Source organism: Erwinia sp. CGal63 (assembly GCF_037026505.1).
In the GTDB taxonomy this organism is placed as follows: Bacteria; Pseudomonadota; Gammaproteobacteria; order Enterobacterales; family Enterobacteriaceae; genus Erwinia.
Genome location: NZ_JAKUMN010000008.1, coordinates 87,059 through 101,106, shown reverse-complemented (window position 1 = coordinate 101,106; position 14,048 = coordinate 87,059). Strand labels below are relative to the sequence as shown.

Sequence of the window (14,048 nt, the reverse complement as noted above, 5' to 3'; positions counted from 1 at the left end):
TTATTCGGAAACAAACCATGGAACAATTTGAGTGTATCAACGTGCAGCAGGCGCAGGCTAAGCTCACAGACGACAAGGCCCTGCTGGTCGATATCCGCGATCCGCAAAGCTATGCGATGGCTCACGCCAGCGGCGCTTTTCATCTGACTAATACCACGCTGAATACCTTTATCGCGCAGAGCGATCTTTCCCGTCCGGTGCTGGTGATGTGCTATCACGGCAACAGCAGCAAGGGCGCGGCGCAATATCTGCTGAGCCAGGGATTTAAAGAGGCTTACAGCGTTGACGGCGGCTTCGACGCCTGGCGCGCCGCTTTCCCGCAGCAGGTGGATTCCGCCGCCAAGTAGCGACGGAAAGGAACATTGAATACAGCGACAGGGACTTTACCGGCGATGATGCGCATTACCGATTTTTCCAGTCTGCGCGCGGCGCAGGCCTTTGTAGACTATATGGCGACCCGCGGCGTCAGGCTGCGAATCGAGCAGGATAGCCGCTATACGCTGTGGCTGGACGACGAGTCGCAGCTGGAACTGGTCGAAAACGAACTTAATCAGTTTATCCGCGATCCCAACCATCCGCGTTATCAGGCGGCAAGTTGGCAGACGGGCAAGACAAACAGCGGCATTGCCTACGGCAATTTTTCGTTAATGGCCGCTATTCGCGAGCGGGCCGGCCCGCTGACGCTGGGCCTGATGGCCGCCAGCATCGTTACCTATGTGCTGATGCATATCGTCGGTGTATATAGCGTGCTTGGCTGGTTTTCATGGCCGAATGACGGACAGCATTTTCAGTTATGGCGCTGGTTCAGCCATATCCTGCCCAATTTTTCATTCGTCTCACTGGTGTTCAATCTGCTCTGGTGGTGGTATTTAGGCGGCGCAGTTGAAAAACGGCTGGGCAGCGGTAAGCTTTTCGTCATTATGCTGATTTCCGCGCTGCTCAGCGGCTGGATGCAGGCTAAGTTTAGCGGCGTGATGTTCGGCGGCCTTTCCGGCGTGGTCTATGCGCTGATGGGCTATGTCTGGCTGCGTGGCGAACGGGATCCCGCCAGCGGTGTCTACCTTGAGCGCGGGCTGATCGGTTTTTTATTGCTGATGCTGGCGCTTGGCTTTACAGGCTGGTTTGGCTCGGCGGTCGCCAATGCTTCCCATATTACCGGGCTGCTGCTTGGGCTGGCGATGGCCTTTGTGGATACCCGAAAAAAATAACGGGCAACAGGAGAGCTTTGTGAAGCAGACGCAACGTCACGACGCCATTATCGATCTGGTTCGTCGTCAGGGCTATGTCAGTACCGAGGAGCTGGTGGAACACTTTACCGTCAGCCCGCAAACTATCCGCCGCGACCTGAACGAGCTGGCGGAACAGAATAAGATCCAGCGTCATCACGGCGGCGCGGCGCTGCCTTCCAGTTCGGAAAACACCGCCTGGCAGGATCGTAAAATGATGTGGTCAGCGGAAAAGGCCCGCATCGCGCAGCGCGTTGCCAGCCAGATCCCGGACGGCGCCTCGCTGTTTATCGATATCGGCACCACGCCGGAAGCCGTCGCGCACGCCTTGCTGAACCATAGCAATCTGCGTGTTGTTACCAATAACCTTAACGTGGCGATGCTGCTGATGAGCAAGCCGGATTTCAGCCTGATCGTGGCGGGCGGCGAAGTCCGCACCCGCGACGGCGGCATTATGGGCGAGGCGACGCTGGACTATATCTCCCAGTTTCGCCTGGACTACGGCATCCTGGGCATCAGCGGCATTGATATGGACGGTTCGCTACTGGATTTTGACTATCATGAAGTTCGCACCAAGCGGGCGATTATTGAAAATTCACGCTGCGTGATGCTGGTGGCTGACCACTCAAAGTTTGGCCGCAACGCGATGGTTAACCTGGGCAATATGAGCCTGATCGACTATCTCTTTACCGACGAAGTCCCGCCATCTGGCGTACTGAAAACCATCGAGCAGCACGAAGTTCATCTGGAACTGTGCTGAGTTCAGCCGCGGCCCAATCCCTGCCTTTGCCCCTCTCAGAAGCCGTCGATTAAAAAATCGGCGGCTTTTTTAATTTTATCATCGACCTGCATGAGCATTTTTTTCCGTTCAGGTCTTAACTGTATGTGGTCCCGCCTTTGTTCCTCTTACTCTTTTAAAAGGAAGCGGTATGTCGCAGCAGAAATTTAATCAGGCGCGTTTCGAGGCGGCGTTGACCCGCCAGTGGCAGCGCGCCGGGCTTGCTTCAACAGATGAAATGACTTCACATCAATGGTGGCAGGCGCTGAGCGGCGCGCTGGCCGAAATGCTGGCCGCCAGCGCGCCGGCCAAACCGGCAAAGCAACAGCGCCACGTAAACTATATTTCTATGGAGTTTCTGATCGGCAGACTGACCGGCAACACGCTGCTGAACCTGGGATGGTATGACGAGGTAAAAACGGCGCTGGCCGCGCACGGCCGCGATCTGAGCGACTTGCTGGAAGAAGAGGTCGATCCGGCGCTGGGCAATGGCGGCCTGGGCCGACTGGCCGCCTGTTTCCTCGACTCGATGGCGACGGTCGGCCAGGCCGCCACCGGCTACGGCCTGAACTATCAGTACGGTCTGTTTCGCCAGTCTTTTGACGATGGCCGCCAGATGGAGGCGCCGGACGACTGGCATCGTGAAAGCTATCCGTGGTTTCGCCACAATACCGCGCTGGATGTCGATGTCGGCTTCGGCGGCAAAGTAGTTAAAAACAGCGAAGGCCGTGTCGAGTGGCAGCCGGGCTTTATGCTGCGTGGCGAGGCCTGGGATCTGCCGGTGGTCGGCTATCGCAACGGCGTGACGCAGCCGCTGCGGCTCTGGCAGGCCAGCCACAGACAGCCGTTTGACCTGACCCTGTTTAACGACGGCAAATTCCTTCAGGCGGAACAGCAGGGCATTGATGCGGCAAAGCTGACTAAGGTGCTCTATCCCAACGACAACCATCAGGAAGGCAAACGGCTGCGCCTGATGCAGCAATATTTTCAGTGCGCCTGCTCGGTGGCGGATATCCTGCGCCGCCATCACCGCGCCGGACGAAAAATCGCCGAACTGCCCGATTTCGAAGTGATTCAGCTCAACGATACCCATCCCACTATCGCCATTCCGGAGATGCTGCGCGTGCTGCTGGATGAGCACCAGCTAAGCTGGGACGAAGCCTGGGCCATTACCAGCCAAACCTTCGCCTACACCAATCACACGCTGATGCCGGAAGCGCTGGAACGATGGGATTTGCGGCTGGTGCGCTCGCTGTTGCCGCGCCACGTGATGATTATCAAAGAGATCGACAGACGTTTTAAAAAGCAGGTAGATAAACAGTGGCCGGGCGATATCGCAGTGTGGGAAAAGCTGGCGATTGTCCACGATAACCAGCTGCGCATGGCCAACCTCTGCGTGGTCAGCGGCTTTGCGGTCAACGGCGTGGCGGCGCTGCACTCCGAACTGGTGGTGAAAGATCTCTTTCCCGAATATCACCAGCTTTGGCCGGGCAAATTTCACAACGTCACCAATGGCATTACGCCGCGACGCTGGCTGAAACAGTGTAATCCGCAGCTGGCGCAGCTGATTGATGACACGCTGAAAGTGGAGTGGGTCAATAACCTGGACGCGCTGAAAGGGCTGGAAGCCTTTGCTGACGACGAGGCTTTCCGGCAGCGCTTTCGGCAAATCAAGCACGCTAACAAGGTGCGGCTGGCGGACTATATCCAGCGGTTGACCGGCATTCAGGTCAATCCCGAAGCGATATTCGACGTGCAGATCAAACGGCTTCACGAGTATAAACGCCAGCATCTCGGGCTGCTGCATATCCTGTCGTGCTACCGGCAGCTGCGCGACAACCCCGATATGGCTTTTGTGCCGCGCGTATTTTTGTTCGGAGCCAAAGCCGCGCCTGGCTACTACCTGGCGAAAAATATCATCCACGCCATCAATAAAGTGGCTGAGAAGATCAACAACGACCCGCTTATTGGCGACAAAATGAAGGTCGTTTTTATTCCGGACTATCGCGTCAGCGCAGCGGAACTGCTGATCCCGGCGGCCGATATCTCTGAACAGATCTCCACGGCGGGCTACGAGGCTTCCGGCACCGGCAATATGAAGCTGGCACTGAACGGCGCGCTGACGGTTGGCACGCTTGATGGCGCTAATGTGGAGATAGCGGAACAGGTCGGCGAGGAGAATATCTTTATTTTCGGCCATACCGTGGACGAGGTAAAAGCGCTGAGAAAAAGCGGCTACGCGCCGCTGAAGCTGCGTAAAAAAGAGAAACATCTCGACGCCATTCTCAAAGAGCTGGAAAAAGGCTTTTTCAGCAACGGCGATAAACAGGCATTTGAGCCGCTGCTCTATAGCCTGGGCAAGGGCGGCGACCACTGGCTGGCGCTGGCCGACTTCGCCAGCTACTGCGAAGCGCAAAAGCGCGCCGAACAGCTTTATCTCGATCAGGACGCATGGACCAGCATGGCCATCCTTAATACCGCGCGTTGCGGCATGTTCAGCGCCGACCGTTCTATTCGTGACTATCAGCAGCGTATCTGGCAGGCCAGACGTTCAGGGAGCAGCAATGGATAAAAAGAAATTTGAGCAGGCGGCAGCGGCGGCAGGCATCGCCGCTAAATACACCAACGCTAAAGGCGAGCATGAAGAGATAGATCCCGCCATTCGTCAGCGGCTGCTGGCGGCGATGTCGACCAAACGCGACAAACCCGGGCCGCTGCCGCCATGCAAAGTTTTTCTGCGTAAACGCACCATGCAGCTGGATGTGGGCGGCAAAGGCGACTATCAGTGGCGGCTCGTCACCGAAAAAGGCCGGGAATATCAGGGCGAAGTCAGCGCGGGCGAGCCCATTACGCTGCCTTCCTCACTGGCCTATGGTTATCATGAGCTATCGCTACAGCAGGGTAAAAAAAGCTGGCGCTGTCGCGTCATCATCGCGCCGAAACGGTGCTATGAGCCGGAGCCGCTGCGTCAGGGTAAAAAACTCTGGGGCGCCTGCGTTCAGCTCTATACCGTACGCTCTGAACAGAACTGGGGAATCGGCGATTTCGGCGATCTGAAACGTATGCTGGCGGAGCTTGCCGATCGCGGCGGCGCTTTTATCGGCCTGAATCCCATTCACTCGCTCTATCCGGCCAGCCCGGCTAACGCCAGCCCCTATAGTCCTTCTTCACGGCGCTGGCTGAACGTGCTCTATATCGACGTCAACGCGGTGCCCGATTTCCAGCAAAGCAAAGAGGGTCAGCGCTGGCTGCGCGGCAAAACCGTCCAGCGCGGGCTGCAGCAGGCCAGGGAAGCGGAATGGGTGGATTACGGCGTAGTGGGCGAGCTGAAGATAAGGGCTCTGCGTCACGCATGGCAAACTTTTTGCCGGCGGGAAGAGAGCGACGCCAGCAGGGCGCACTTTGCCGCCTTTGTTGAAAAAGGCGGCGAAAGCCTTTACTGGCAGGCCGCTTTTGACGCGCTACACGGCGCGATGCTGAAAGAAAACATCGATTACTGGGGCTGGCCGGTGTGGCCGGAAGCGCTGCGGGAAGCGCACAGTGACGCAGTGCAGCAGTTTTGTGCGGACAACGAAGAGGAAGTCCGCTTCTGGCTGTGGCTGCAATGGCTCGCCAATCGCCAGTTCGACGAGTGCTGGCAGCTAAGCCAGCAGCGCTCTATGCCGATAGGGCTGTATCGCGATTTGGCGGTCGGCGTGGCGGAAGGCGGCGCGGAAACCTGGAGCGATCGCGAGCTTTACTGCATGGACGTTTCGGTGGGCGCGCCGCCGGATATCCTCGGCCCGCTGGGGCAAAACTGGGGACTACCGCCGATGGATCCGCATATCATGACGGCGCGCGGCTATCAGCCCTTTATCGATCTGCTGCGGGCTAACATGATGAGCTGCGGCGCGCTGCGTATCGACCACGTAATGTCGCTGCTGCGCCTGTGGTGGATCCCGTACGGTGAAACCGCCAACTTCGGCGCTTACGTCTACTATCCGGTTGAAGATCTGATGGCGATTCTGGCGCTGGAAAGCCAGCGCAACCAATGCATGGTGATCGGCGAAGATTTGGGGACGGTGCCTGTGGAAATCGTCTCGAAACTGCGGGAAAGCGGCATCTACTCCTGGAAAGTGCTCTATTTTGAACAGGATAAACCCGATCGCTATCGCGCACCGGACAAATGGGCGCGCCAGGCGATGGCGAGCGCTACCACGCACGATCTGCCGACGCTACGCGGCTTCTGGAACGCGGTCGATCTGGAGATGGGCGAAGTGCTGGGCCTCTATCCCGATAAGGTCGTACTGCGCGGGCTTTACCAGGATCGGGCGCGGCAGAAGCAGGCGCTGCTGGAGGCTCTGCATCGCTACGGTTGCGTGCCGAAAAACAGCGGTAAAAAAGCCAGTCTGGTGAAAATGTCGCCGCAGTTGAGTCGCGGAATGCATCGTTTTCTCGCCGACAGCAGCTGCGCTTTGCTGGGGCTACAGCCGGAAGATCTGCTGGATATGGATAAGCCGGTTAACGTGCCGGGCACCACGGATCAATATCCTAACTGGCGACGCAAGCTGAGCAAAACGGTGGAGGAGATGTTTGCCGATAAGCAGGTTAATCTGCTGCTGAAAGAGGTGGATCGGCGACGTAAGACGGAGAAAAAGGATCGGGAAAAATAACCTTAGCCCATAAAAAAACCGGCCTGGTAAGCCGGTTTTTTTGTTCCCTGAGCGGTTGGTGGCCGCCTTTGGAAACTGCGCTGCCTGTATCTGTAAGCTGTACAAAACTTTACCACTTTGTCCTGTCGAGTCAAGCCGATTTTGGTTGCGGGTCACTTATGGCGAGGCATATACTTTTTCTGCCTTACAGGTACTCAGGGTGGGCTCTTGCAAGCGATCGAGACATAGTCGCCTCAAGTCTTCCCGGCCGGAAACAGGTGGTGCTGTCCGGTTTGCCTCCGCCCAGGAGAGCGCCGCCTGTATCTGTAAGCAAGATACGCACTGGGAGGGAAACCCAAAGGCATAACCAGTATGTGTGGCGCTCCTGTCAAGGAGATCGCGCAGGTGATAATTCTGGCAACTATCTTTGTAGTGTTGAAAATCTTCCTCACTACATTGCAGATTATCGTTGCCGTAAGGCAACTGACCGAACATCCGTAAAGGAAGACGGAACCTGAATCAAGGCGGGGCTAACCACCCTGCCTTTTTTCATTATAAAGCAGGCTAAGGGCAAACATCTAAAACTTGTGGCGCAGCGTGAACGGGTAAAGATCGCAGCTAAAAGCAGGCATAAAAAAACCGGCCTGATAAGCCGGTTTTTTGTTCCCTGAACGGTTGGCCGCCTTTGGAAGCAGCTTAATCGCAGAGCTTTATACGAGCGGGAGCGGCGTCAGGCGTGCAGCCTGTCAGTAGAAAGAGTGCTCGCCGCGCTGGTGCTCGGTCAAATCGCGCACGCCTTTCAGCTCAGGGAAAGTCGCCAGCAGCTCTTTCTCGATGCCTTCTTTCAGCGTCACGTCCACCATCGAACAGCCGTTGCAGCCGCCGCCGAACTGCAGGATGGCGAAGCCATCGTCGGTAATCTCCATCAGCGACACTTTGCCGCCGTGGCTGGCCAGCTGCGGGTTAATGGTGGCCTGCAGCTGATACTCCACGCGCTCAATCAGCGGCGCGTCGTCGCTAACCTTACGCATTTTGGCATTTGGCGCTTTCAGCGTCAGTTGGGAACCGAGGTTGTCGGTCACGAAATCAATTTCCGCGTCTTCCAGGTAGGGCGCGCTCAGTTCATCAACATAGGCGGAGAGCTTCTCGAACTTCAGCTCGGTGTCGGTGGCTTCTACCGCATCGGGCGGGCAGTAAGAGACGCCGCATTCCGCACCGGGCGTGCCCGGATTGATAACGAATACGCGAATCTGGGTGCCCTCTTCCTGTTTTGACAGCAGTTTTGCGAAGTGCTCTTGCGCAGAATCAGTAATTCGGATCATGGCGATTGCTCAATAGTTGACTAAATTAGTGGGTTTATTTTACGCTCATCGCCGACGCTCTACAAGGTGCGGCAAAGGCACAGGATCTGTACGCTGGCCGCGCCTGCGCGCAGCAGGATCCGGCTAATCTCCTCCACGGTGCTGCCTGTGGTGACGACGTCGTCCAGTAAAGCGATATGCCGTCCTTTTACATCGGTTTCAACCCTGAACGCGCCGCGCAGATTACGGCGTCTGGCGCGAGCATTCAAAAGGTGCTGAATTTTCGTCTTTTTTCTCCGGCTTAAACCGCCTGGCGCATAGGGAATACCGATGCCGCGCGCCAGATAACGCGCCATATCGTCCAGCTGATTATAGCCTCGCCGCCAGGCGCGGCTGCGGTGCAGCGGCACGCAGAGCAGCAAATCGGGACGGTTAACCCGGTTTTCACGACGAGCCGTTAACCAGGTTAGCAAAATCAGGCGCGCCAGCATCACCGATAGTGCTGTCCGCTGCAAAAACTTCAGTTTCCTGATGGCGCCTTTCAACGGCGGCCGCCAGTCGGCGACAAAAACCAGCCTGTGCCAGGAAGGCGGACGCTGCAGGCAACGGCCGCACTCCGCATGAGGATAGAATGTGGCTAAACCGCAGCGCGGGCAGCAGCAGGGCGGCTGCAACGCGCGCTGGCAAAAGCTGCAAATACCGTGATGGGCAAGCGCCAGCGGCATCTGGCATAGCCAACAGGCGGCAGGCATTGTTAGCATAGCGTCCTCCATGACAAAAACAGGATAGTAATAGATGGCTCAGCTTTACTGGCAGACAATCGGCACGGGAGATCGCGATCTTGTGATGTTGCACGGATGGGGACTGAACGCGGGTGTCTGGCAGCAGACCATAGCGCGACTCAGCCCGCATTTTCGTCTGCACCTGGTCGATCTGCCTGGCTATGGCCGCAGCGAGGGTTTTCCGGCGATGAGCCTTGAGGAGATGGTAGCGAATCTGCTGCCTTTCGCGCCGACGCGCGCGCTGTGGCTGGGCTGGTCGCTGGGCGGGTTGGTCGCCAGCTCGCTGGCGTTGCAGCATCCTGAAAGGGTTAGCGGACTTGTCAGCGTCGCCTCGTCGCCCTGTTTTACCGCGCAGGAAGCGTGGCCCGGAATCAAGCCCGAGACGCTAAGCAATTTTCAGCAGCAGCTGAGCGAAGATTTTCAGCGCACCGTAGAGCGTTTTCTGGCGCTGCAGACCTTAGGTACGGACACGGCCAGGCAAGATGCTCGCCAGCTGAAAAGCGTGGTGCTGTCGCTGCCCGCGCCGGAAGTCAGCGTGCTGCAGGGCGGGCTGGAGATCCTGCGCACCGTCGATCTGCGTGAGGAAATGCAGGCGCTGCAGGTTCCTCTGCTGCGAATTTACGGCGCGCTGGATGGCCTGGTGCCGAGAAAAATAGCGCCGCTGCTGGACGCGCGCTGGCCCGGCAGCAAGTCGGTGATAATCGGCAAGGCCGCGCACGCGCCCTTTATTTCCCATCCGGAAGCGTTCTGCGATCAACTGATTGATTTTGGGTTGAAATTACCGCTTTAAATTTGCGCGTAATACTGGCGAACTGCGGGTTTCAGATAATAATTATCAGAGGCTGGATCGTTTTACCTCTGAGTGGGCGAGTCGTCCTGCATTCTCATCGGCCAGCTGAAGACAATAACATCAACCGGGAGTGTCGCTAATGAAAATGAAAACCCTGGCCGTCGCCGCTCTGGCGCTGGCGCTGCCTTTTTCCGCGCTGGCGGCGAAAGAGGTGACCAAAGAAGAAGTTAAAACCATGAAGCTGGAGAAAATCGGCACGGTACACACCACGGCCGAAACCACTTCGCCAATGGATGCTAAAAAATTGCTGTCGCAGCGCGCTGACGAGAAGGGCGGTAAATATTACCTGATTATCGCCGGTCGCGAGCACGGCAAATTTAGCGCAACCGCTGACGTTTATAAGTAAGCGCAGACAGGCGGAATTTATTCCGCCTGCTGTCTCTCTCCGGCGTTTTTCAGCCACAGAAAATGCCACGGCGGCAGCGTCAGCGGGTGATTGCTGTCGAAAATAGCGTTGCCGGCGATATTACGGTAAAGCCGGTTATCCGGCAGCGTCCAGCTGACCTCTTTGCCGCTCAGATTATAGATGCAGAGCACTTCTTCATGCGCCTTTGCCGCACGGCGGCGCAGAATAAACAGCGAGTTATCGCTCTCCAGCACTTCTGCGGGATTATCGGGATGGAAAGCGGGCTGCCGCGTTCGCAGCAAAATCAGCTGGCTGAGGCTGTGATAGACCTTGTGGCGCAGCGAGCGGGTGTCGCTCAGCGCGGCTTCAATATCGTTAATGGCGTACTTTTCGCGGTTGATGGCCCGGTTGTGGCCCGCCACTTTCACCCCTTCGATATCGTTGCGCGATCCCAAAATACTCTGAATATAAACTGCGGGTACGCCAGGAAAAGCCAGCAGCACCGCATGCGCCAGCATAAACCGCTGCAGCCGTACTTCGTCGCTGTCCTCTTTTTTATTCAACGCATCCATATAGGTTACGTTGATTTCATAGGGACTGCTGGTGCCGTCGGGATTGTTTTTGTAGGAGATCAGCGCGCCTTCAAGCGCCAGATCCCTGACCAGCGACACAATCTCCGTTTCCGGCAGAATGCCGCGCAGCGGGTTCAGGCCGATGCCGTCATGCGAGGCCAAAAAGTTAAACCAGGTCGTCGCGCCGTTGCCGGCATCCAGCGAGGCCGCCCACTGTTTCAGCGCGCGCGAAGAACCGTAGTGAATAGCGTGTAGCAACAGCGGCGGCAGCGAAAACTGATAGACCATCTGCGCCTCGTCGCTGCCGTTGCCGAAATAGCTGATATTGTCTTTATGCGGCACGTTGGTTTCAGTGATGATCACCGTGCCGGGCGCGACCTCGTTAGCCACGGCGCGAAACAGCTTCACCAGCTGATGCGTTTTCTCCAGATGGATGCACGAGGTGCCGGGCGTTTTCCACATATAGCCCACCGCATCCAGCCGCACGTAATCCGCGCCTTTCGCCAGATAGTCCAGCAGCACGTTAATCATGCTCAGCAGTACCTCCGGATTGGCGAAGTTAAGGTCAATCTGATCGGCGCTGAAGGTCGTCCAGATAAAACGCGTTTCGCCATTCGCCAGCGTAAAAGGCGTCAGCAGCGGTGAGGTTCTGGGGCGCGTTACCGCGCTAAGGTCGGTGCCGGGCGGCATACTGATAAAGAAGTCGTCCCAGCCGGGATCCTGCGCCAGATAGTGCTTAAACCAGGCGCTATGAGCAGAGATATGGTTGCAGACGAAATCGAACATCAGGCGGGTATGCTGGTGCAGCTCCGCTACGTCAGACCACTCGCCGCAGATGGCGTTAACACGATGATAATCGATAACCGAAAAGCCATCGTCGGAGGAATAGGGGAAAAAAGGCAGCAGATGAACCAGATTAAAACACTGCAGATGCTGCTGATAAAAACGGGAAAAAGTACGCAGCGTGGGCGCTTCGCTTTCGCGGAACTGATCGGCGTAGGTAATCAGCACCACATCTTTTTCGTCCCAGTGCGCCTTACGCCGGTAGCCGGATTGCCGCTGTGCCTGCGCAATGGCGCTCGTCAGCCGGTTCAGGCAGTCGGCGGGAAAAGCGCCCTCATAGATCTTATCGATTAGGGTGATAATTTCCATTTTTATACAGTGAGCCACCGCATTGGTTTACAGCCACGTTAATCTTCACTGTAGACTCTGGAAGCGAAAGCGCAACTTCCCGCGGCGGCTGACTGCTTAGTGACAGCTGCCTTTTTTGCTGCAGCCGCTGCAGCCGCTGACGGCAAGGGTTCTGACCGTCAGCCGCGCCGGCGGCAGCCTGATATTTTTCATTACCGTCAGCAGCAGCAGATTAAACAGGGCCACAGCCACAAGGGTAACGGCGCTGAACTGCGGGTGGCTGCTGAAGGTCGCGAACTGGTAAAACAGCGTGGCGAACGTATAGGCCAGGTTGAGTCCCCAGAAGTTCGAGAACAGCATCCAGCGGGTGCTGCTTTCCCGCGCCACGGCGCCCATCACCGATACGCAAGGCACATACAGCAGCACAAAGATCAGATAGCTGTAGGCGGCAGTATCGCTGGCGAATTTGCTGTGCATCACGCCCATGGCGCCGCTCGCCATCTCGCCATCGCCCTTGCTGGCCTCCAGAGGATGAAGCAGCACATTCAGACTGAAAGTCTCCTTCACGCTTTGCCAGGTTTGCGCCACCGCTTCTTTCAGCTCTGCCGCCAGGCTGTAGCTCTGCGGATCGAACGCTTCTTCATGCAGCGCTTCGGCGGTATAGAGCGTGTTCAGCGTGCCGACAACCACCTCTTTCGCCATCGCGCCGGTCACCAGCCCAACCGTGGCCTGCCAGTTGTCGCGGCTGACGCCAATGGGAGCGAGCAGCGGCGTCAGCTGGCGGCTAACGGTCGCCAGCGCCGAATCGTTGATGCTGGAGACGGGCTGGCCGCTGAACGAAAAGCTGTTCAGACCGCCGATAATCACGCTGACCACCACAATCACTTTACCGGCGCGCAGCACAAAGCTTTTCAGCCGCTGCCAGGTTTGCAGACAGAGACTTTTCAGGTGCGGCACGTGCCAGGCGGGCATCTCCATCATAAAAGGCGCCGCCTCGCCGCGCAGCAGCGTGTGCTTCAGCACCAGGCCGGTAATAATTGCCGCCAGGATACCCAGCAGATAGAGGCTGAACACCACCAGCGCGCCGCTCTGGCCGAAAAAGGCCGCGGCGAAGACAGCGAAGATAGCCAGCCGCGCGCCACAGGACATAAAAGGCGCCATCAGCAGCGTGGTCAGGCGCTCGCGCGGCGATTCAAGCGTGCGGGTTCCCATCACCGCAGGCACATTGCAGCCGAAACCGACGATAAGCGGCACGAAGGATTTGCCCGGCAGCCCCAGCGACTGCATCAGCCTGTCGACCACGAAAGCCGCACGGGCCATATAGCCGGAGTCCTCCATAAAAGAGAGGAACAGATACATCAGGCCGATCTGCGGGATTAACGGCATCACGGTATTGATGCCGCCGCCGATACCCTGCGCCAGAAAGAGCGTCAGAATAGTAGGGAAGTGCAGCGTCGCGCCCAGCCACTGCATACCGTCGATAAAAACGGCGGCGCTGCCCAGCTCGAACAGCGGCTGCAGCGCGCCGCCCAGGTTGATGGCGAGAAAGAACATCAGGTAAACCACCGCCAGAAAGACCGGAATGCCCAGCCAGCGATTCAACACCAGCGCGTCCAGCCAGCCGGTAAAGCGTTGTGCTGCCTGCGCCCGCTGCGACGTTGCGCTCTGGCAGACTCTTTCAATAGCCGCATAGCGCGCCTGGCTGATATTCAGCGGCGCCTCCGCGCCAATTTGCGCAGCCAGCGCTGCGGCGCTGTCGCCGGCCTGAATACGGCACCAGATATCCCCTTCCAGCATCTGCAAAGCCAGCCAGCGACGGCGCGGAACCGGTAGCTGAACCGGCATCGCAGCCTGCAGCCTGGCGACCTGTTCTTCCGTCTCTGGCGGATAGCTGACGGCGAAGGTTTCCGTTCTGCCGTTAAACTCATCGATAGCCTTTTTCAGCTGGTCGATGCCCTTGCCGCGCGTGGACACCAGCGGAACCACCGGACAGCCTAACGCTTCCGCCAGCCGGGCCACATTGATATGAAGCTGACGGCTTTCCGCGATATCCAGCATATTCAGCGCAACGATGCAGGGCACGCCCAGCTCGCGCAGCTGCAGCGTCAGATAGAGGTTGCGGGCCAGATTGCTGGCGTCGACTACGTTGATCAGCAGATCCGCTTCGCCGCTCAGGATATAGCTGCAGGCTATCTGCTCATCCAGCGAACTCTGTTCCGACATGGTGGTCAGCGAATAGGTGCCGGGCAGATCCACCAGCTGCACTTTATGCTGCGCGGTGGTAAAGGAGCCTTCTTTACGTTCGACGGTGACGCCGGCCCAGTTGCCGACGCGCTGCCGGGCGCCGGTCAGCTGGTTGAAAAGGGTGGTTTTACCGGCGTTCGGGTTGCCGATCAGGCCAATAGTCGCAGTTTTCATAAACACGCTCGTT

At 57.6% G+C, this 14,048-nt stretch carries 11 protein-coding genes; 7 read left to right on the top strand and 4 right to left on the bottom strand.

Annotated features, from left to right (window positions below):
• Nucleotides 1-17 precede the first annotated feature (17 nt).
• The 5 genes from glpE (at nt 18) to malQ (ending at nt 6,656) form a co-directional block, all read left to right on the top strand.
• Nucleotides 18-347 (top strand): thiosulfate sulfurtransferase GlpE, encoded by a 330-nt coding sequence (gene glpE, locus MKZ79_RS19600; protein ID WP_336144293.1) that lies wholly within the window; start codon nt 18-20, stop codon nt 345-347.
• Between the two features lie 48 nt (nt 348-395).
• A complete protein-coding gene (glpG, locus tag MKZ79_RS19595; protein ID WP_336144388.1) occupies nt 396-1,208 on the top strand; it encodes a rhomboid family intramembrane serine protease GlpG in 813 nt (270 codons plus the stop codon).
• A gap of 19 nt (nt 1,209-1,227) precedes the next feature.
• Entirely contained in the window at nt 1,228-1,986 is a 759-nt protein-coding gene (locus MKZ79_RS19590; RefSeq protein WP_336144292.1) for a DeoR/GlpR family transcriptional regulator, read from the top strand.
• A gap of 169 nt (nt 1,987-2,155) precedes the next feature.
• Nucleotides 2,156-4,576, top strand: coding sequence for a maltodextrin phosphorylase (gene malP, locus MKZ79_RS19585; RefSeq protein WP_336144291.1), 2,421 nt, complete (start codon nt 2,156-2,158; stop codon nt 4,574-4,576).
• A complete protein-coding gene (malQ, locus tag MKZ79_RS19580) occupies nt 4,569-6,656 on the top strand; it encodes a 4-alpha-glucanotransferase (protein ID WP_336144290.1) in 2,088 nt (695 codons plus the stop codon). Before malP ends, malQ begins: the two co-directional genes overlap by 8 nt.
• Nucleotides 6,657-7,381: 725 nt before the next feature.
• Here malQ and nfuA read toward each other — a convergent pair.
• Nucleotides 7,382-7,957: a Fe-S biogenesis protein NfuA gene (nfuA, locus tag MKZ79_RS19575; protein WP_125289892.1), complete on the bottom strand. Its 576-nt coding sequence runs from the start codon at nt 7,955-7,957 to the stop codon at nt 7,382-7,384.
• A gap of 59 nt (nt 7,958-8,016) precedes the next feature.
• Nucleotides 8,017-8,697 carry a DNA utilization protein GntX gene (gntX, locus tag MKZ79_RS19570; protein WP_336144289.1) on the bottom strand — a complete coding sequence of 227 codons (681 nt, stop codon included), beginning with the start codon at nt 8,695-8,697 and terminating at the stop codon, nt 8,017-8,019.
• A 34-nt stretch (nt 8,698-8,731) separates the two neighbouring features.
• Between gntX and bioH the strand changes: the two genes are divergently transcribed.
• Both bioH and MKZ79_RS19560 read left to right on the top strand, forming a co-directional pair.
• Nucleotides 8,732-9,508: a pimeloyl-ACP methyl ester esterase BioH gene (gene bioH / locus MKZ79_RS19565; RefSeq protein WP_336144288.1), complete on the top strand. Its 777-nt coding sequence runs from the start codon at nt 8,732-8,734 to the stop codon at nt 9,506-9,508.
• A gap of 139 nt (nt 9,509-9,647) precedes the next feature.
• Nucleotides 9,648-9,914 carry a DUF1471 domain-containing protein gene (locus MKZ79_RS19560; RefSeq protein ID WP_336144287.1) on the top strand — a complete coding sequence of 89 codons (267 nt, stop codon included), beginning with the start codon at nt 9,648-9,650 and terminating at the stop codon, nt 9,912-9,914.
• Nucleotides 9,915-9,931: 17 nt separating this feature from the next.
• On the opposite strand, the gene MKZ79_RS19555 is transcribed toward MKZ79_RS19560, so the two are convergent.
• Nucleotides 9,932-11,638, bottom strand: coding sequence for an alpha-amylase family glycosyl hydrolase (locus MKZ79_RS19555; RefSeq protein WP_336144286.1), 1,707 nt, complete (start codon nt 11,636-11,638; stop codon nt 9,932-9,934).
• Between the two features lie 96 nt (nt 11,639-11,734).
• Nucleotides 11,735-14,035, bottom strand: coding sequence for a Fe(2+) transporter permease subunit FeoB (gene feoB, locus MKZ79_RS19550; protein ID WP_336144285.1), 2,301 nt, complete (start codon nt 14,033-14,035; stop codon nt 11,735-11,737).
• Nucleotides 14,036-14,048: the final 13 nt, after the last annotated feature.